Here is an 18,841-nt window from a genome sequence, read left to right as displayed (position 1 = left end):
GCGCATGAAGTCAAGGGGCGATCGGGCGGCTGCAAGATTGGGGTGCGATCGTCGCTAGAATAAGGGTTAAGGTTCTGTTAGTGCTGTTGAGTTGGTGGAGGTTGCTAAGGTTTGATTGGGGGCGATCGCCCGTATGATCATAAACGAGTAGTTGCGATCGCACTTATGGAAGTACAACCCAGAGACATTCAGCGTTACGTCAAGTCAGACGGTCAGATTCCTTTCGATGAGTGGTTTTATGCTCTGCGGGATTCTCAAGCTAAACTCAAGATTAATGTGAGATTGAAGCGAGTCAGTACAGGTAATTTTGGAGACTACCGCCCAGTGGGAGAAGGAGTCTTGGAATTGAAAATTAATTTTGGTCCAGGCTACCGGGTCTATTTTGGACAAGTAGAAACAACTATAGTGCTTCTCCTGTGTGGAGGGGATAAAAGCACTCAGGACGAAGATATTCGTAAAGCAAAGAAATATTGGATTAAATACAGGAGTCAAGACAATGGTTAAAAGTGTACCTTACCATCCGTTTCTGATTGAACAGCTTAAAGATTCAGTATATGCAGCGGGCTACCTCACGCTGTTTTTGAATGAGCAAGAAGAGGGAGATTTGGATGTTGGGATTTTCCCATCAGCTTTGAAAGAGGTATTTGAAGCTCTTGGAGAACCAAATATGTCAGCAGATGACGCTAAATTGCACTTGGAAAAATTAGATGGTTTGCTGTCACAGAATGGAATGGCGACAATTTATGCTTTGGCTAATTGGCTGAATACTCTGGGATTGAAGTTATCTGTTGCGGTTGCCGAGGATGAACGGGAAGAGAAAGGTTCTGTTAGTGATGTTGTGTTGGTGGAGGTTGCTAAGGTTTGATTTTGGGCGATCGCCCGTAGGATAATTTACGAGCAAGTGCGATCGACTTTATGGAAGTACAAACCAGATAAAAATTCAGCGTTACGTCAGATCGATCTGGCAGATCGCCCAGCAGATCAATGGCTGACATCGGCGCTCTGCTAGAATTGGCGCGGATGTTTGATGTGTCGATCGCAGATAATATTGTGAGATTTTGTGAAACAGTAACAAATTACACTTAAAATAAACCAACACCACCAGCGTCAACAAGTGCGACATCGCACCCGCGATCGCAAGTAAAAGATTCGAGAGTTGGCGGATGGGACAGGGCGGAGTCAGGAAGAGATCGTATGTATGTATATTCTCAACGGCAACTGTAGCTGCTCGATCGCCCAGATAGATATACAATTTGTAACGTTGAGCCTTATTGAAGTGCAGGAGTGGAGCTGGCTTGGATAACGCTAGTCTGTCGAGAAAAACCCCGCAAGCCTCCGAGCTTGCCGCTGACGAAATTCCAGAAGCAGTACGAGACCACCCATATCTAGAAGCAGGAGGGAGTCAGTCCAAGAAAAAAGGACTGATTTGGAAACTGGTAGGATTGGCCGCAGTCGCCTTTGGCGTCAGCATCTGGCTGCACCTCAACTTTAACTTTTTCCCAGCCACCAGTCGGGCACAGCCAACTCAAAAAAACCCAGCAGCAGCGACTTTGGCCCCTGGAACTGCCCCGAGTCCAGCTACCAACTCAAAAGCCGCCACCCCAGACAACCTGCTGGGACACTTGCCTTACCCAGAAGCACCAGCCGCCGACTTGGTAAATGTCACCTCCGACGGTAGCATCAAACTCCGCACTTCAGCAGCAGCAAAATATCAGGAAATGGCCAACGCTGCCGCCGCATCAGGAATCTATTTTGCTCCCATATCAGGCTTTCGATCCGTAGACGACCAACAACACGTATTTTTTGATGTAAAAGCTGAACGCAGGCAAAATGCCAGCAAGCGAGCCGAAGTTAGCGCTCCTCCAGGTTATAGCGAACATCATACCGGTTATGCGATCGACCTTGGTGACGGTTCCTCCCCCGATACCAACCTCAGTCCCAGCTTTGAAAATACCCAAGCATTCAAATGGCTAGAAGCCAATGCCACCGCTTTCAGCTTTGAAATGTCCTTCCCCAAAAACAATCGCCAAGGCGTCAGTTACGAGCCTTGGCACTGGCGGTTTGTGGGCGACAGGCAAAGCCTCGAAACTTTCTACAAAGCTCATTCGCTAAAAAAGTAGAAGACAGTTGACAGTTGACAGTTGACAGTTGACAGTTGACAGTTGACAGTTGACAGTGGGCAGTGGACAGTTGACAGTTGACAGTGGGCAGTGGACAGTCAGAAGGAAAAAGGAAGGTTTTCCACATCTCCCCCTCTCCCCATCTCCCCCTCCCCCCTCTCCCCCTCTCCCCCTCTCCCGCCAAACAAGTGATTGCAATCTATCCAGGCAGCTTTGACCCCATTACCTTCGGTCACGCAGATATTATCGAGCGGGGATCTAAACTGTTCGATCGCATAATTGTTACCGTAGTCAAAAATCCCAGCAAAACCCCTCTGTTCACCGTAGAAGAACGGATTGAGCAGATCCTGCGCTCTACCAAACACCTGCCAAACGTAGAAGTAGACAGTTTTGAGGGTTTGACAGTAAACTATGCTAAGATTCGACAAGCCAAAGTGCTGCTGCGGGGACTCCGGGTATTAACGGATTTTGAAATGGAACTCCAGATGGCCCACACCAATAAAACCCTTCTGGGCGAAATTGAAACAGTTTTTTTGGCAACTTCTAACGAGTACAGCTTTTTAAGTAGTAGTGTAGTTAAAGAAATCGCCAAGTTTGGTGGCTCCGTAGATCATCTTGTTCCGAAACACGTCGCTCTAGATATTTACAAATGTTACGCCAACAGGAACCAAATCGCATCGAACCCGACACTACCGGACGCAGCACTGAGAACGAATCACCTCAGAACACCGCCGCCTTCGGAGACGAGACCAGAACCGCAGGAGTAGACATCCAGCGGGAATTGAACCGGCTTGAGGAAATTGTTCTCGACAGCCCGCGCATTCCCATGACCAGACGCACTCTGGTGGATGAAGAACAGTTGCTCGATCAGTTAGACTTGGTGAGGCTAAATTTGCCGATCGCCTTTGGGGAAGCCGAAACGGTCATCCGACACAAAGACGAACTGCTCCAAGAAGCCCAACTCTACGCTCAAGAAGTGATAGAAGCAGCAGAACAGCGAGCAGCAGAACTTTTAAACGATATGGGCCTGCTACAGCAGGCGAAGATAGAAGCAGATCAGTTGCGACAGCAAGTTTTGCTCGACTGCGAAGCAATTCAGCAGGCGACGCTGGCGGAAGTGGAACAAATTCGCTACCAGGCTCAAGAGGAACTGGAAGAAATGAGAACCAGGGCGATCGCTGAATGCGAGGAAATTCAAAATGGCGCCGACGATTATGCTGACCAAGTGCTCGATAATATTGAGCACAAGCTGAGCGATATGCTGCGCGTGATCCGCAATGGGCGAGATCAGTTGGATAGTGTTTCTGCGTCGCACATCCATCACAACAACGGTTAGTTAACTTGCTTTAATCAAAGTGTGACTTACCGATAATTTTGTGAATTTACGGGCGATCGCGCGATCGAGTGGCAGGGAAATGGCCCAGCATCCTTACTGGGCGGGGAGCAGATAAATAACCTCATGAATAGAGCCGATACCCGTTAAGCATAAATGCTTTGATTCCCGTACTGTGCAACTGTCAACTGTCAACTGTCCACTGTCCACTGCTATAGCAAGACTTGTTTGAATATTGATAATTTTTGTGAAGATAGGAGCAAATATACCATTTTTTGCTATGGTGAAAATCCATCAGGCAGAAAAATTCTGATTTGACCATAATTTTTGCAATCTACTTTTTATCATGCAAAAAGCTTCTAATCGGTTTGCGGAATTTGACTCGATCCGAGCTTTAGCCATAGTCAGTGTTGTGATTACTCATGCTGGGTTTGCGGCATTTCGCGATCGCCGAATTTTGTTTGTCTCCATCGATACATTTCAACTGTTCTGCGTACCAGCTTTTTTACTCCTCAGCGGTTTTTTCCTCACTAACAAACTCGACAATCAAAATAATCCCGGACAGGTAGTCAAAAAAAGACTGTCAAGAATTATACCACCCTACCTGTTTTGGTCAGTAACTTTGTACATCTTAAATAATTGGAACTCACTCCAAAAAATAGATTTACTGTCATTGCTCAGAAATATTCTGACAGGCTCCGTGATGCCTCCCTATTATTTCATCGTTGTAATTATTCAATGCTACGGTTGGTGGTGGCTGCTAGTGAAATCACGATTTTTAGAACCCATCAAAGTTTTGGGATTGGGTTTAACAATTCAAACAATTTTTACCATATTCTTTTACTTGAGCGCTCTCAAATACATATCAATACCTCTACCTTTGATGGAGCGCTGGATTTTTAGTTGGATTTTACCATTTTCAACAGGTCTATTTTTGGGCGCAGCCTATGACAAAATTCAACCAGTTCTCGAACGCAGAAAAATGCTAGTTTTAGGAGCAACAGTCCTCTTTTATCTAGCGAGTATTTGGGAATATTACCTGCTCAGCGGAGTTACGGCGGAGGGATGGTTTTTCCGCTCGTTTTTTAAACTATCTGCCCAAGGATACGCAATTTTGTTCGTCTTGTCGATCCTCGCATTTTCTAAAAATATCGCACTTCCCAGTAGAGTTTCGGGGTTAGTCAAACTCTTGGCTGCGTATTCATTCCCGATATATCTGCTGGATTCAACTGTCGTGCAATATGTATTGTTAGTGTTTTATAAATTTATCGATCCCGTACATCCGCTACTGAAGCTCAGCTTTTTAGTGACAGGGACTTTGTGCGGTTGTTTGGCGATTATTTACCTGTTGCAGAAAGTTTTGCCCAAAAAATACAGCCAGTACATTCTGGGAATTTAATCAGATTTTGTGTTTCAGCGAATGTCTTCATAAAACTGCTTGAGATACTTCGCTGAAACGCCAAACCCCCACAAAAAACCGATCGCAAGATAGATGGCAGTTGCTTTCAATTCGCCCCAATGCGCCACTCGGCGATCGCTACTTTGCACTATTCGATTAACCAACTTAATTTTACCACGTCGCACTAACTTTAAACACAAATCCGCCTCCTCCATAATTGGCAGCGTGGCATCGAAACCATCACATTCCCAAAAATCTGTACGCCGGCAAAAAATAACTTGATCCCCAAACAGCAGGCGCAATCCTTTAACAAACAAATGAGGTCGAAATAACAGCGGCGCGTAGTAAGTTTTAAGGTAATTGTGCAGCGAAACACCCCATCTTGTGTGCTGCGAACCAGCCATCAGGGAGATAAACCCGCCCCCGACAATTTCGGCATCGGATAATGTGTTTTGGATGACTGTTACGATGTCGTCGGGAACTAGAGTATCGGCGTGGAGGAAGCACAAAATTTCGCCTGTGGCGGTTTTGGCACCTAAATTCATTTGCACGGAACGGCCCGGCATACTGCTAAAAATAACACGGGTTGTGGAAGTAAGGGCGATCGCCACTGTTTCATCTTGACTGCCGCCGTCTACCACCAAAACCTCCCAAGCCGGAGGATTGAGAATGCTGAGTTGGCGGAGGGTACGTTCTAGACAAGTCGCTTCATTCAGGGTTGGGATGATAATAGAAACGCGATCCATCAGATTGAATTTTATGCCAAAACTATTATAATAAAAAACTGTGGCGATTGACAACTGCTGCTAGAGCTTCCACTAATCAGGACTAAAAAAATCGTGCAGAAAACAGAAGTAAAAAACGATTTAGAATTTTACGATGAAAATGCTGATAATTGGTGGGACGAAAATGCTAAAATCTATGCTCTCTACCATCTAAACAAACCCAGATTTGAGTTTTTCGACAGACACGCGACCAATTGGCGAGGGCTGAAAACCTTAGATGTTGGGTGCGGCGGCGGTTTTTCCTGCGAGTTTATGGCCGAGAGGGGCGCTGTGGTTTCGGGAATAGATCGATCGCACAAATGTATTGTAGCAGCCCAGAATCACGCAGTTACTAGCGGTTTCGAGATAGACTACAGACAAGGCTTTGCCGAAAATATGCCCTACACGGACAATACCTTCGATGTAGTAATCTGCGTGGATGTTTTAGAACACGTTGCCGATTACAAACAAGTTGTGTCAGAGGTTCACAGAATTCTTAAGCCCGGGGGAGTGTTCTTTTTCGATACAATCAACCGAACTTTTTCCTCGCAAGTTGTGATGATTGGACTGATGGAAAATACATTGCAGGAAATTAAACGAGGCGTTCACGATTGGGAAAAGTTTATTACCCCCGAGGAACTGTCTGCGGTAATGCGGGATACGGGTTTCGACAAGATTGAAATTAAAGGTTTTGATATGTTTGGAGAAATGGGGGCTGTTTTAGGCGAGATGCACGGTTTTTGGGAAAATCTTACAAGTGGAAAGCAACTATTTCCTTCTCCGGCAAGTTTCCAACAAGTTTCTCAAGTGCTAATCTCTAATATCGCTAACTATGTGGATTACAAAAAGTCTGGGTTGTTTAAAATCAAAATTAATGAGGATAGATCGATTATGTATGTTGGGGTAGGGGCGAAGAATTAGTCGGTTAATTGTTGATAGTTGACTGTTGTGATTAGGGGGCGGGTTGTAGAGAGATTTGTGCGATCGACCAAATCCCTCTACAACCCGCCCCATTTTTTTTAGGCACAATTGCATATTATTTGCAATTATTTTGTAATTTTACCGATCGCCCATTCCCGCTACATCGCCCAAAACCACCGCTCTGTCTAAATTTAAGGCTGTATTCTCTTCCACTATAGCCCATATAGCCAGCTTTCTGTTACAAATCTTAATATTAAATTATTGATATTTTACAGGAATTGCATGGTAGCTTATTGAATATAAATTGCAATAAGTACCGGAAGTTAACAGTACCTGGAGGTCAATCACCGTGACAGCAGCAATAGTTTCCGCGTCAGCCTCGCGAATCAGCGAGGGGCAACCTGCCGACAGCCAAAAACTGATGAGTTTGGGTCAAAATTCCGAAATACCCGACCTCGATCGCTCCAAAGATGTCACCATAGCCATCTTAGAAGGAGTAGGAACTCTCACGGTGTGCGATCGAACAGTCACTTTAACACCGGGAGTATTTGTGTTTGTACCCGCCGGCATCCCGCGCAGTCTAAAAGTAACAACGACACTGAATTTGTTACTAATTGACTGCGAACCAGACCCCGATATGAGTGATTCAGCTTGGTTGATGAATTTTCAACTTTAAGTAGATGAAAAAACAGTGTCCTTGCTGCCTTGACTCCCTAATTTCTCAGATTAACCACAATCGCGTTTACTGGTTTTGTCTGAATTGCAGGCAAGAAATGCCAAGTTCTGACTCAAAAATCAGAAATCTCAAGCACTATCAAATTTCACATTCGGAGTAAAAATGTCAAAAGCAATTGGTCTTTTCTACGGAACTACAACTGGCAAAACCGAGTCTGTAGCTGAAATTATTCGAGATGAATTTGGCGGCGATATCGTAACTTTGCATGACATCGGTCGCGCTGAAAATGATGATTTCGCCGAATACGAATGTCTGATTATCGCTTGTCCGACTTGGAATATCGGCGAACTACAAAGCGACTGGGAAGGTTTTTTACCTGAAATTGAAAATATTGATTTTAGCGGCAAAAAAGTAGCTTATTTGGGAACTGGCGACCAAGAAGGTTACCCGGATAATTTCATGGATGCAATGGGGATTTTGGCTGAAAAAATATCGGAACAGGGCGGTGAAACTGTTGGCTATTGGCCGACAGATGGCTATGATTTTAATGAATCTAAGGCCGTGGTTGATGGCAAGTTTTTGGGTCTTGCTATTGATGAAGACAACCAATCTGAAATGACGGAAGCGCGCGTCAAAGCTTGGGTATCTCAACTCAAAAAAGAATTTGGGATATAGGATTAACGGTAGGGCAGTTTGGTAAACTGCAAAATACCTGTATTTTTGGGGCGGATACTCTGAACCCGCCCCACAACCAGCTAACGTATGAGCATCTCTTGCGTCCTCTGCGTCCTCTGCGGTTCAAAGAAATAAGTTTTGTTTGTGCCAAAACATCCAGACTTGCTATCTCCATCTACATATTTATTCAGGGTAAGTGGGCAATGCCCACGCTACATTTTAACGTTATGTCTACTAAGTTCTAAATAACTTTATATCTAACTTAAAATTGATGAAATTCAGTTCAGATGACGTACTTTGGTTAAGTGTAAGTCCGAGTTTACATTGGTTCGATCGCTCTCTACTTGCCTATTTAAATCATTCTGTCCCCGTGCAAATATGGGAATATGAACAAACTGAAGACGAAGGTTGTTCTTTGGATATGGCTGTTGAGCTTTTGCACGACTTTTTAACAATGCGCGATCGCCCAATTCACCTCCTAGGCCACAGTACCAGTGGATTAGTTGGTTTAATGTATGCCCGTCGCTATCCTCACAAAGTAAGTTCTTTGGGACTTTTAGGTGTGGGTGTGCCATCTGCGATTAATTGGCAAGCACATTACTACACGCATCTTTCAGCTTTTCCCTGGAGTGGCAAACAAGTTTTAAGTCAAATGGTTGGCGATATGCTGGGATTCCAAAATCAAAGTATCAATCAAAAATTTATACCATATTTTGAGGATGACTTAGCCTGTTCTCCCTGTCCTCACTCTTTATTTAGGGTGATTAATTCTAGCGATAAAGGTGTAGAAGTACCTTTGTTGATATGTAGTAGCAAAACGGATTTTGTGGTATCTCCTATTGTCATGCGCCGCTGGTCAAAATTTCTCAAAAAAGGCGATCGCTTTTGGGAATGTCCAGACGGGCGGCATTTTTTTCATCACTTCTATCCGGAAGAAGTCGGGGAAAAAATACTGAATTTTTGGCTATCTATACATAGTCGCCAACCGATTTTAGACTTGAAGTTCTAGATGATCGATCGCCACTATTGATATAAATAAATAATATCAATTCCGCTTACACCGGAATGATATAGAGGAGACGGCAGTGCCGTGTCCCTACCCCGATTAATTGTAGGGAGACGGCAGTGCCGTCTCCTAATTTCGGTTAATAATTCCTATGCTACCGGATTTGATATAAATTACAATTTATGGTTAATGTATTATCATATATTAATGAGTCTTATTTTCAATAACTACTTGTGAAAAATTCAAAAAGTGCGATGGCTACGCCCCGGCTTGCGCCTACGAACCCGACAACAGCTCAACCAAAAGCCCGCCGTTTTCGAGTACCGCTAAGCCTCAAAATTATTGTGCCATTTCTAGGTGTATCCGTCACTCTATTGTTGTTAGTGATACACACAGTCAAAATTGGATTTGCCAACACTCTCGAAAAAGGAGTGCGCGATCAAGTTGAAAATCAAGCAGCTTTAGCCGTGCGAGACTTCAAAGGTCGATCGACTCAATTGACAAAACAAGCCAAATTATTATCAGAAGAACCAGAAGTTATTCGTGCAGTAGAACAAAAAGACACAGACATCTTGCGTCAAGATATATTATCTCTACAAACCACTTTTAAATTGGATTTAGTCAAGGTAGTAGACGCGCGCGGCGAAATGGTAGCAGAGTTGCGAGAAGAGTGGCTCACAGGCAAGAACTTGATCAATAGCGCAGCGATAAATTCAGCACTTAAAGGCTTAGAAAAGTCAAATTTCGTCAGTATTGATGGCAAACCGCAAGCATTGCTAGTAGGATTTGCACCAATTAGAAACAATAATACGATAATTGGTGCTGTACTCGTCGGTTACTTAGTGACAGACGAACAATTGCAGCAAATCAACATTGATACTAACAATATAAATTACTTTGCCATCTTCAAATCCGGTGAATTAATTGCTACTAATTTTCCCGAAATTCGCTCAAAATCTTGGCAAGTACCTGCACTACACACATCGACCACGAAAATCGATATTGAGCGCCAATCTTACATCATGAAAACGGTAGAAATGTCAGACATAGGCGACAGCATAAATCTAGCAGTGTTTAGCCCAATGGCAACAATGCAGCAGACGCAATTAACCTTATCTAACAGGCTTGATAGTTTCTTTTGGGCAGGAGTAATTCTAGCCGCGATTGTTGGTGGTGTAGTTAGCCGAATCATCGGAAAACCAATCCTTGATTTAACTCAAAATGTGAATTGGATGGCAAGCAATGAATATTTTTCTGATAAAGTACCCATTCCTTCCGGCTATGAATTAGGTCAACTTGCAGAAGCTTTCAACTGTATGATAGAACAAGTAGAAAAGCGGGATGGTAAACTCAATCTACAATTGCACCAACTGAGACAAACGCTTCACGATTTAAAAAATGCCCAATCTCAACTAATTCAAGCCGAAAAAATGTCCAGTTTGGGATTGATGATGGCTGGTATCGCGCACGAAATAAACAACCCAGTTAACTTTATTTATGGCAACCTCTGTCACGCCAATCAATACACCACAGATTTGCTCAAACTTCTCACACTTTATCAGCAGGAATATCCGAATGCAACAGCGCCGATTCAAGACTGCATAGAAGAAATTGAACTCGACTTTTTATCAGAAGATTTATCTAAGTTGCTATCTTCTATGAAAATGGGAACCGAGCGCATTCAGCAAATTGTTTTGTCGCTACGGAACTTCTCTAGGTTGGATGAAGCTGAAGTGAAACCAGTCGATATTCATGAAGGAATTGAGAGCACTCTGTTAATTTTAAACAGCAAGATTAAAACAGCCATTAAAGTCATTAAAAAATACGGAAAATTGCCCTTAGTAGAATGCTATCCATCGCAATTAAACCAGGTATTTATGAATATCGCATCCAATGCTGCTGATGCACTGTTGAGCAATCCAAATCTGCGAAACAAGGAGATTGAAATTATCACAGAAATGGCAGGAGTAAATGAAGTGGTGATAAGAATTAGAGATAACGGTAATGGAATTGACCCTGATACGATTAATCGGTTATTTGACCCATTTTTTACGACTAAACCTGTGGGTAAAGGGACTGGTTTAGGGTTGTCGATTTCTTACCAGATTATCGAGAAGCATCACGGTAAAATAGAAGTGAATTCGGAAATAGGTGAGGGAGCAGAGTTTGTGATTTATTTGCCGATTAAATCCCGAATCAGAGAAGCCACTTGTTTGTGTGGTAGTTAATACGGATTTCTGAATTTAAGATTAGTTAATCTGTAGGGTGCGTCAGAAACTAGCTTTTGATTCATCGCAAATATCTCGACTGGCGCACCCTACCTATCTAATTCAACTTGGAGCGAAACAGTCGCATTCCATTTGCTGTGACAATTAAAGATGTTCCAGTATCTGCCACCACTGCAATTGCTAACCCGACAAATCCAAAAGTTCCCAATAACAAAAATAGCGCTTTTGTGACTAAGGAAAAAATTACATTCTGCTGAATTACGGCTACAGTACGGCGGCTCAAATCGACTGCATAGGCGAGTTTTCTTAAGTCGCTACCAACTAGCACTACATCAGCGGTTTCTAGTGCAATATCAATGCCGCCAACTGCAAAGCTGATATCGGCGGCTGCTAAAGCGGGGGCATCATTAATGCCGTCGCCCACCATTCCTACAGCCCCAAATTTTCGCAATTCTTGAATCTGTTGCAATTTGTTTTCTGGTAGCAATTCTGCTTTATACTCAGATAGGTTGAGTTGTTGGGCTATTTGCTGAGCTACAAAAGTGCGATCGCCCGTCAGCATCACCAGATTGTTCAAACCCATCTGTTTGAGCAAATGTAGGGCTTCGGCAGCTTCCAGTCGCAAGCCGTCAGCCAAAGCAATCACTCCCAACAAACCGCGGCTGCTGCCGACTAAAACGGGAGTTTGCCCTAATTTCTCGATATCATCTAGCAGAGATACTGCTGATTGTGACAGTTCGATATTTTGGTCGGCAAATAAGCGGCGATTTCCGACAAAATAGAGGTTGTTTGCAAAATTAGCAGCAATTCCTTTACCCGGATAAGCCGTAAAATTTTCGGGAGTTTCTAACTCGATTCCTGCTTCCTTCGCTTTGGTAATAATTGCCTTAGCTAAAGGATGTTCCGATTTTTGTTCCAAAGAAGCTGCAATTAACAATACCGTGCTGGCGCTCAATTCTCCCAAGTCGTAAACCTTTTGCACAACGGGTTTACCTTCAGTCAAAGTTCCGGTTTTATCAAAAGCCAGACTCTTGATTTTTCCAGCATTTTCTAAGCCGTTTCCGCCCTTAAATAACACGCCTTGGCTGGTGGCTGCACCGATGGCGCTGACAATGGAAACCGGAGTGGAAATTACTAAGGCGCAGGGACAGGCTATGACTAACATTACCAGGGCGCGGTAACACCAGACGCTGAACGGTTGACCAAAAATTAAGGGCGGAATTAGTGTAAGGGCGATCGCACTTACAATCACAATAGGAGTATAAATCTCTGCAAATTTGTCCACCCACTGCTGAGTTGGGGCGCGGCTCGATTGCGCTGACTCGACTAAGTGCACAATTTTCGCAACCGTGGTATCATTCGCAGTGTGGGTAACTTTGACTTCCAAAAAGCCCGTTTGATTTAAAGTTCCGGCAAAAACCCGATCGCCCGTTTCCTTATCTTCAGGGATAGATTCACCCGTAATTGGCGATTGGTCGATCGCCGAATTCCCCGATACAACTATCCCATCTAATGCTACCCTTTGCCCGGGACGAATTGTCAGAATTTCTCCAATTTGAATTTCCTCAACCCGCACCGTCACTTCATCGTTATTGTCGCGCTTGACAGTTGCAGTCGGTGGTGTTATGTCCATCAAACTAGCAATAGCATGGCGAGTGCGGCTGAAAGTGAAAGTTTGCAAAGTTGTTCCCAGACTAAACAGGAATACAACTAACGCCGCTTCAAACCAATCGCCTAAAGCCACCGCCCCAATTACCGAAATTGTCATCAACAAATTCATGTCGGCGCGGCGCAATCGCAACTCCATGAGGCCCGCGCGGGCGATCGCAAATCCGGCTACAATAATACCGATACCATAAAAACCGCGCGACAGCCAAATTGCGATTCCTAAATACTGAGTTAGCAATCCCAGAACTAATCCCAAGCCTGCTAAAATTACAGTCTGTCCCCGGCGATTGCGAATCCAGAATTCCCAGTTAGTGGGATTTGTCTTTTGAGTTTTCTGGACTGTTGAATGCTGGTGATGATGGTGTTCATGTTCGTGCGAACAACCGGAATTCTCCGATGATGGTATTGCTGTGGTAGTCTGTTCGATCGTGTAGCCTAAAGTTTGAATGCGATCGAAAATAGCTTTTTCTGTTACTTGTTGAGGATCGTAATTTAACCGCAAACTTTCTGTTGCAAAAACTACATTGACTTCGGTAAGTCCGGGCAGTTTTTGCAAGCCTGCTGCTACTGTTTTGGCGCAGTTGCCGCAGTCCATTCCGCCAATCTTAGTTTGTAGCGTTTTGAGGGAAGGAGTTTGAGTCATTATTCAGTATCCTTTTGAGATTTTAGAATGATTATCATCATTGAACATATATTCAGATGTTTAATAAAATCATATACCAAATTGTATAATTTTAACTGGTTAACTGGTTCCCAGGCAGAGCCTCCGGATCTGCGTTATATCAATTCCGGCTGCGCCGTCAGGTGACAAGCGAGGAGACGGCAGTGCCGTTTCCCTACAATTAATCACGGTAGGGACACGGCACTGCCGTCTCCTGATTTCTTAATGGCAAGTTGCAGAAACCGGATCTTTTGCTGACACCGACTCGCCCGGATTTACCCATACATAAATCTCGGTGGCATCGTCGGCGCAACTGTGACATCCACCACACTTTTTAGCTTCTGCCATTTTACTGATTCTGCCTTTGCGAATTAGGCGATTTAACATTCCGCGCAAAGCATCACCATCCATGCGGAAGTGAATTTTTAGATCCGCGATGGAGGCTCTTTTGTTGTCAGCAATAAATTTTTGGATGTCGCTTAAAATCATGGTTTTTCTCCTTTGTTTGATTCTTAAACGCAGATGAACGCTGTTATTGGTTAATGCTTATTAGTTACTGGTTATTTGCTGGCTGCTATGAATAACTAATAACTAATAACTAATAACGACTAACTACTGATTGCTTCCCGTCGCTTTGCTCGTTTTCCACCAGCTAGTTTTAATGCCACAAGAGTCAAGCCCATCGCTATGATTAGTCTGACAATGCAAACCAGAGATGAGTCTGGATGCTCTGAAAATGTGGCTATTTGATAGTATCCAACTGCTGTAAAATAGGCGACACCAGTAGTCCATAGACCTGCGAATACAGTCCACCCCAAGTTAGTTTCGCGGTAAAGTGCGGCCGTTGCAGAGACGCAGGGAAAGTACAGTAATACGAATACCAAATAAGCAAAGGCGGCTTTATCAGAACCGAACCGCTGGGACATTTGTCCGTAGGTGTTACCAGAAATACCTTGCGCTTCTGCTGCTGATTTTTGGTCTGTAATATTGGCAGAACTTAAGCCGAGGGGATCGAAAATTTGACCGGGAAGTTTTGTGAGATTTTCTGGGATGCTAAAAAATGCTTTGCCGATATTTCCCCAGAAGCTAAATTCTTCTTCTTTCTCCGGTTCTCCACCTGCTGCTTTTTGTTCGTCTGCTAGTTGAGTGTATAAGGAATCTAAGGTTCCAACCATGACTTCTTTGGCAAATACTCCTGTTAGTAAACCGACGGTGGCGGGCCAGTTTTCTTGGGTGATTCCCATTGGTGTAAATACAGGTGTTGCCGCGCGGCCGACGGCGCTAAGAATTGAGTCTTTGCTGTTGTCTTTGCCGAAGGAACCATCGGTGCCGACTGAACCCATAAATCCTAGTATAACGACCATAATTACGATCGCAATTCCGGCCTTTTTGATAAAAGCCTGCAATCTGTCCCAAGTCCGCAGCAGCACGCCTTTAAGCTTAGGAATGTGGTAGGGCGGCAGTTCCATCACAAACGGTGCAGCTTCTCCTTGCAGGATGGTGTTTTTTAAGATTAGCCCGGTGAGCACTGCTGCTAAAATACCTAACAGGTAAAGCCCCAACACCATGTTTTGACCGCCGACTTGGAAGAATGCGCCGCAAAACAGGGCGTAAACTGCTAATCTGGCACTACAAGACATGAATGGATTCATCATAATCGTCATCGTGCGATCGCGCTTATTTTCTAATGTCCGCGTCGCCATGATTCCGGGAATATTGCACCCAAAACCGATCATCATCGGTACAAAGGATTTGCCGGGAAGTCCGACAAATCGCATTAATCTGTCCATCACGAAGGCTGCACGCGCCATGTAGCCGGAGTCTTCCAGTACCGATAAACACAAAAACATCATCCCAATTTGGGGAATAAAAGTAGATGTGGTTTGAATCCCGCCACCAGCACCTTTTGCCAGCAGTCCGATCGACCATCCAGGGGCTTTGATAGTTTCTAAAAGGGCGCCGAAACCATCTACAAAAATTGTCCCGAAGAATTGGTCAAAGAAGTCGATAAACACTCCCCCAACGTTAATCGAAATGGTGAACATTAAGTACATCACCATCAAGAATACGGGAATGCCTAACCAGCGGTTGAGCACAATTTGGTCGATTTTATCGGAAAGATTGGCTTTGACTTCTCTGGAAGATTCGGCGACGCCTTGAGTGAGGGTGCGAATGAAGGTGTAGCGGCTGTCGGCGATGATAATATCTAAGTCGTCATCGAGGGTTTCGTGGACTCGGCGGCGGTGCGGGACGACTATTTTTTCTAACTCTGTATTGGCGAGTTCCGGGGCGACTTCATCCTGGTATTCTAGGAGTTTCAGGGCTGTCCAGCGGGCATCTATACTGCGGTTGGGGCTGTGCTGTTGGATATGCGGGATTAGTTGGGCGATCGCATCTTCGATGACAGCCGGATAAGCTACACAGGCAGATGGTACGATCGGCTTAACCAGCGCCTTATTCACAGCATCGCGCAACAAAGGCACCCCGTCATTTGACGTAGCACTCATCGGCACTACCATACAGCCGAGGCGTTCTGCGAGTTTGCTAACATTAATTCGGATGTCTCGTTCCTTGGCAACATCCATCATGTTTAGCGCGACTATCATCGGCACGCGCATCTCTAAAATTTGCGTTGTGAGATACAAATTTCGTTCTAAGTTGGAAGCATCAACAATATTCACAATCACATCAGCTTCGCCAGATAGCAAATAATCTCGCGCTACCAATTCATCGAGTCCGGTATCTCCATCTTCGGCATCGATAGAATAAACTCCCGGCAAGTCAACAATAGTAATTACAAAACCGTCGTGAGGGTATTTTCCCTCTTTGCGTTCAACTGTTACTCCCGGCCAATTACCGACTCGCTGGTTAGCACCTGTCAACGCATTAAATAAAGTAGTTTTTCCACAGTTGGGGTTGCCCACCAATCCAATGATTTGCTTAGTCATTCTTCTACTTCCTGTACAAATAAGATATTGGCTTCATCTTTCCGCAAACTGAGTTTGAAACCCCGCACTAGGATTTCTACGGGATCTCCTAGGGGTGCGTGGCGGGTAACAGTAAATTCTGTTCCCGGCGTCAATCCCATTGCTAACAATTTACTTTTGTAACCGCGGGCTGTTTTCTCATAGCCAACTACTCGGCCGATGCTGCCAACAGCTAAATCTCGCAGTTGTTTTTTATCGTTCATTTTTTTCTATTGTAATGGCTAGTTATTCAGTTAACAGTTAACAGTTGACAGTTGACAGTTGACAGTTGACAGTTGACAGTTGACCGCTTGAGGGCTACCTCTCCATAAAAGGAAGAGGATTGAAACAGTAAATAATTTTGTTTTATTTCCCCCTAAAACGAGGAGGTTTTAAACCCATTCTTCTTGGTAATTGGTAATTGGGAATTAAGTGCATTGGTCATTGTTCATTGGTAAGCTGTTGTGGCATTTAAACTGTATGTCAAGAAATAATCAAACTCTTGCGGGGTGGATTCGCAGTACCGCCCCGAATATTGCAGTTTAAATAAGCAACAGCTTAATAACTTTTTTTCATGTCCAATGCCCAATGCCCAATTCCCAATTCCCAATTCCCAATTTCCAATTCCGCTAATTCCGTTAATTCGTACACATAATTTTTTGTGCCATACCCGCCCCCAAACCAATGCGGTTGTCGCCAATTCCCACAATCACCGAGCCCCCAGAATTGCTGACTATTTGAACTTCTATGCCGGGGACTAATCCCATGCCGATGAGGCGTCGCACAGTGCCTTCTGAACCTTTGAGTTTGACTATCCGCAGCTTGTCGCCAACGCTTGCCATTGCTAGCGGGAATGATTTACCTTGAGCTGAGTCTGGCTGAATTTCTGTGCTATCCTCTGCGGTTTGAGAGACTTCTGGTGTCTCGCCGTAAAAGGTAAAAGCCCCGAACTGTCTGGGGTTTAGCTGTTCGTTTTGTTGGCTGTATTCTTGGGTGTTTTCTTTCATCTTTTCTGGTTGTCGATCGATTTTAGTAACTTTTTGCTTTGGCTTGCTTGTGCACCAGACTTGAGATTAATTCTCAATACTGGCAGCGCACAATGGTATACATCGCTAAATTTCCAGTTTCAGCGAACTCTTTCCCTGTTAATATTTCGGACGCAGCCATCCAACCAGCCCAGAAAGACGATTTTTTGGCGAGTTCGTAGTTTTAATCTCTCTTGCGTTAGATGCCAATGTGCGCTTTAACCCCCACGAAGCAATATCTACTGCTCTTAAGCATAGTAGATTAAAAAGGAATTATTAGCAACTATTCTCAAATATTTTAACATATAGTTAACCAACTCAGCCTTAGCCGAGACACCACGAGACTAAATATAGATCCTGGTTTCAGAGGTCGATCGCCCTAAATCCTCAAGTAGGAGGCGATCGAGCATATATACTTAAATATTTGAGGGGAAGGGGCGATCGCGGAGGCATCGGCCCTACCGATTCACACTTTATCAAGAATTATGCCAGCAAGTTTTCTCCCAAAGTCGATCGCACAACTCACAGAATCTACCTCAATTGCCTTAGCTAAAAGCATTCAAGTAGAGGCAATTACAACGAGTCTCAGCCAGCAGCCAATTGCCACAACCTACGCGCGCCAAGGCAGCGGAAACACCCCCATTTTGTTAATTCACGGCTTCGACAGTTCCGTATTTGAATACCGCCGCCTGTTGCCGCTGCTTGCCGAAAAAAATGAGACTTGGGCGGTTGATTTGTTGGGTTTTGGCTTTACAGAAAGAGCGGCGGATTTGCCATTCAGTCAAAAAGCGATTGGAAGTCACCTCTACTATTTCTGGAAAACCCTTATTTCGCAGCCTGTAATCTTAGTTGGCGCGTCGATGGGAGGTGCCGCAGCAATAGATTTCACTCTCAATCATCCCGAAGCCGTCAAAAAATTAGTGTTAATAGACAGTGCTGGTTTTGCGGTAACATCTAATAAAGGAAAATTTTTAATCCCTCCTTTAGGATATCTAGCAACTTCATTTTTACGCAACCCAATAATTCGCCAAAAAATTAGCGTCAATGCTTATTTCGACAAAACTTTGGCTTCTGTTGACGCACAAACCTGCGCGGCTTTGCACTTAGAAATGCCCAACTGGAATCAAGCTTTAATTGCATTTACCAAAAGTGGAGGTTACGGCGGTTTTGGGCAAAAACTATCGCAAATTCAGCAGCAGACGCTGATTTTGTGGGGAAAACAAGATAGAATATTAGGGACTGCGGATGCAGAAAAATTTAAAAGTGCGATCGCAAATTCCCAACTAATTTGGATACCGGATTGCGGACACGTTCCCCACTTAGAAAAACCACAGATTACCGCTCAACATATCTTAGATTTCATAGCTAAAGTAGCAGGTTCGTAGTGAGGACTTCAGTC

19 protein-coding genes are annotated in these 18,841 nt (G+C 44.2%); 12 read left to right on the top strand and 7 right to left on the bottom strand.

Going from position 1 to position 18,841, the window contains the following annotated elements:
- Positions 1-165: 165 nt before the first annotated feature.
- Both JGK07_RS02500 and JGK07_RS02495 read left to right on the top strand, forming a co-directional pair.
- Positions 166-504 (top strand): type II toxin-antitoxin system RelE/ParE family toxin, encoded by a 339-nt coding sequence (locus tag JGK07_RS02500; RefSeq protein WP_293190761.1) that lies wholly within the window; start codon positions 166-168, stop codon positions 502-504.
- Positions 497-865 carry a transcriptional regulator gene (locus tag JGK07_RS02495; RefSeq protein ID WP_293190759.1) on the top strand — a complete coding sequence of 123 codons (369 nt, stop codon included), beginning with the start codon at positions 497-499 and terminating at the stop codon, positions 863-865. The genes JGK07_RS02500 and JGK07_RS02495 overlap by 8 nt, the downstream gene beginning before the upstream one ends.
- Here JGK07_RS02495 and JGK07_RS02490 read toward each other — a convergent pair.
- Entirely contained in the window at positions 855-995 is a 141-nt protein-coding gene (locus JGK07_RS02490) for a hypothetical protein (RefSeq protein ID WP_293190757.1), read from the bottom strand. The two genes, JGK07_RS02495 and JGK07_RS02490, sit on opposite strands and share 11 nt — an antisense overlap.
- Before the next feature lie 300 nt (positions 996-1,295).
- On the opposite strand from JGK07_RS02490, the gene JGK07_RS02485 reads away from it, so the two are divergent.
- From JGK07_RS02485 to JGK07_RS02470, 4 genes are all read left to right on the top strand, one after another.
- Positions 1,296-2,120: a M15 family metallopeptidase gene (locus JGK07_RS02485; protein WP_293190755.1), complete on the top strand. Its 825-nt coding sequence runs from the start codon at positions 1,296-1,298 to the stop codon at positions 2,118-2,120.
- 188 nt (positions 2,121-2,308) lie between these two features.
- Positions 2,309-2,887: a pantetheine-phosphate adenylyltransferase gene (gene coaD / locus JGK07_RS02480; RefSeq protein WP_293184379.1), complete on the top strand. Its 579-nt coding sequence runs from the start codon at positions 2,309-2,311 to the stop codon at positions 2,885-2,887.
- Positions 2,770-3,456, top strand: a complete 687-nt coding sequence (locus JGK07_RS02475) for a DivIVA domain-containing protein (protein ID WP_293184382.1) — start codon at positions 2,770-2,772, stop codon at positions 3,454-3,456. Before coaD ends, JGK07_RS02475 begins: the two co-directional genes overlap by 118 nt.
- A gap of 343 nt (positions 3,457-3,799) precedes the next feature.
- Complete coding sequence (locus tag JGK07_RS02470) at positions 3,800-4,852, top strand: acyltransferase (RefSeq protein ID WP_293184384.1); 1,053 nt, start codon at positions 3,800-3,802, stop codon at positions 4,850-4,852.
- Between the two features lie 14 nt (positions 4,853-4,866).
- Here the strand turns inward: JGK07_RS02470 and JGK07_RS02465 are convergent, their stop codons facing one another.
- Positions 4,867-5,598: a TIGR04283 family arsenosugar biosynthesis glycosyltransferase gene (locus JGK07_RS02465; protein WP_293212974.1), complete on the bottom strand. Its 732-nt coding sequence runs from the start codon at positions 5,596-5,598 to the stop codon at positions 4,867-4,869.
- Positions 5,599-5,691: 93 nt separating this feature from the next.
- Here JGK07_RS02465 and ubiG point away from each other — a divergent pair, with 93 nt between their 5' ends.
- The 5 genes from ubiG to JGK07_RS02440 all read left to right on the top strand — a co-directional run bounded on the left by ubiG (position 5,692) and on the right by JGK07_RS02440 (position 11,122).
- A complete protein-coding gene (gene ubiG / locus JGK07_RS02460) occupies positions 5,692-6,537 on the top strand; it encodes a bifunctional 2-polyprenyl-6-hydroxyphenol methylase/3-demethylubiquinol 3-O-methyltransferase UbiG (protein ID WP_293218890.1) in 846 nt (281 codons plus the stop codon).
- 349 nt (positions 6,538-6,886) lie between these two features.
- Entirely contained in the window at positions 6,887-7,213 is a 327-nt protein-coding gene (locus JGK07_RS02455; RefSeq protein WP_293184390.1) for a cupin domain-containing protein, read from the top strand.
- Positions 7,214-7,375: 162 nt separating this feature from the next.
- A complete protein-coding gene (fldA, locus tag JGK07_RS02450; protein WP_293184392.1) occupies positions 7,376-7,888 on the top strand; it encodes a flavodoxin FldA in 513 nt (170 codons plus the stop codon).
- A 271-nt stretch (positions 7,889-8,159) separates the two neighbouring features.
- Complete coding sequence (locus tag JGK07_RS02445; protein WP_293184395.1) at positions 8,160-8,897, top strand: alpha/beta hydrolase; 738 nt, start codon at positions 8,160-8,162, stop codon at positions 8,895-8,897.
- A 230-nt stretch (positions 8,898-9,127) separates the two neighbouring features.
- Positions 9,128-11,122, top strand: a complete 1,995-nt coding sequence (locus JGK07_RS02440) for an ATP-binding protein (protein ID WP_293184397.1) — start codon at positions 9,128-9,130, stop codon at positions 11,120-11,122.
- A gap of 97 nt (positions 11,123-11,219) precedes the next feature.
- Here the strand turns inward: JGK07_RS02440 and JGK07_RS02435 are convergent, their stop codons facing one another.
- From JGK07_RS02435 to JGK07_RS02415, 5 genes are all read right to left on the bottom strand, one after another.
- Entirely contained in the window at positions 11,220-13,433 is a 2,214-nt protein-coding gene (locus JGK07_RS02435; protein ID WP_293196148.1) for a cation-translocating P-type ATPase, read from the bottom strand.
- A 240-nt stretch (positions 13,434-13,673) separates the two neighbouring features.
- Positions 13,674-13,940 (bottom strand): FeoC-like transcriptional regulator, encoded by a 267-nt coding sequence (locus JGK07_RS02430; RefSeq protein WP_293184402.1) that lies wholly within the window; start codon positions 13,938-13,940, stop codon positions 13,674-13,676.
- Positions 13,941-14,059: 119 nt separating this feature from the next.
- The gene (gene feoB / locus JGK07_RS02425; protein WP_293223567.1) at positions 14,060-16,399 is read right to left on the bottom strand and encodes a Fe(2+) transporter permease subunit FeoB; all 2,340 of its coding nucleotides are present in this window, start codon (positions 16,397-16,399) and stop codon (positions 14,060-14,062) included.
- Positions 16,396-16,641 carry a FeoA family protein gene (locus JGK07_RS02420; protein WP_293184408.1) on the bottom strand — a complete coding sequence of 82 codons (246 nt, stop codon included), beginning with the start codon at positions 16,639-16,641 and terminating at the stop codon, positions 16,396-16,398. The genes feoB and JGK07_RS02420 overlap by 4 nt, the downstream gene beginning before the upstream one ends.
- A 414-nt stretch (positions 16,642-17,055) precedes the next feature.
- Positions 17,056-17,424: a FeoA family protein gene (locus JGK07_RS02415; RefSeq protein ID WP_293184410.1), complete on the bottom strand. Its 369-nt coding sequence runs from the start codon at positions 17,422-17,424 to the stop codon at positions 17,056-17,058.
- A gap of 503 nt (positions 17,425-17,927) precedes the next feature.
- Here JGK07_RS02415 and JGK07_RS02410 point away from each other — a divergent pair.
- Positions 17,928-18,827 carry an alpha/beta hydrolase gene (locus JGK07_RS02410; protein WP_293218892.1) on the top strand — a complete coding sequence of 300 codons (900 nt, stop codon included), beginning with the start codon at positions 17,928-17,930 and terminating at the stop codon, positions 18,825-18,827.
- Positions 18,828-18,841: the final 14 nt, after the last annotated feature.

It is taken from the genome of Microcoleus sp. PH2017_24_DOB_U_A (assembly GCF_020738205.1).
Taxonomy (GTDB): domain Bacteria; phylum Cyanobacteriota; class Cyanobacteriia; order Cyanobacteriales; family Microcoleaceae; genus Microcoleus.
Note: the sequence above shows the minus strand (reverse complement) of the source record. Positions and strands in the feature narration are given on the sequence as shown.

Bases quoted from the DNA above. Each gene is read 5' to 3' on its own strand.
- JGK07_RS02420 (WP_293184408.1), bottom strand. From the start codon at position 16,641: ATGAACGATAAAAAACAACTGCGAGATTTAGCTGTTGGCAGCATCGGC.
- JGK07_RS02490 (WP_293190757.1), bottom strand. From the start codon at position 995: ATGTCAGCCATTGATCTGCTGGGCGATCTGCCAGATCGATCTGACGTA.
- JGK07_RS02495 (WP_293190759.1), top strand. From the start codon at position 497: ATGGTTAAAAGTGTACCTTACCATCCGTTTCTGATTGAACAGCTTAAA.
- JGK07_RS02410 (WP_293218892.1), top strand. From the start codon at position 17,928: ATGCCAGCAAGTTTTCTCCCAAAGTCGATCGCACAACTCACAGAATCT.
- JGK07_RS02470 (WP_293184384.1), top strand. From the start codon at position 3,800: ATGCAAAAAGCTTCTAATCGGTTTGCGGAATTTGACTCGATCCGAGCT.
- JGK07_RS02475 (WP_293184382.1), top strand. From the start codon at position 2,770: ATGTTACGCCAACAGGAACCAAATCGCATCGAACCCGACACTACCGGA.
- JGK07_RS02430 (WP_293184402.1), bottom strand. From the start codon at position 13,940: ATGATTTTAAGCGACATCCAAAAATTTATTGCTGACAACAAAAGAGCC.
- feoB (WP_293223567.1), bottom strand. From the start codon at position 16,399: ATGACTAAGCAAATCATTGGATTGGTGGGCAACCCCAACTGTGGAAAA.
- JGK07_RS02445 (WP_293184395.1), top strand. From the start codon at position 8,160: ATGAAATTCAGTTCAGATGACGTACTTTGGTTAAGTGTAAGTCCGAGT.
- JGK07_RS02435 (WP_293196148.1), bottom strand. From the start codon at position 13,433: ATGACTCAAACTCCTTCCCTCAAAACGCTACAAACTAAGATTGGCGGA.
- JGK07_RS02415 (WP_293184410.1), bottom strand. From the start codon at position 17,424: ATGAAAGAAAACACCCAAGAATACAGCCAACAAAACGAACAGCTAAAC.
- JGK07_RS02465 (WP_293212974.1), bottom strand. From the start codon at position 5,598: ATGGATCGCGTTTCTATTATCATCCCAACCCTGAATGAAGCGACTTGT.
- fldA (WP_293184392.1), top strand. From the start codon at position 7,376: ATGTCAAAAGCAATTGGTCTTTTCTACGGAACTACAACTGGCAAAACC.
- JGK07_RS02500 (WP_293190761.1), top strand. From the start codon at position 166: ATGGAAGTACAACCCAGAGACATTCAGCGTTACGTCAAGTCAGACGGT.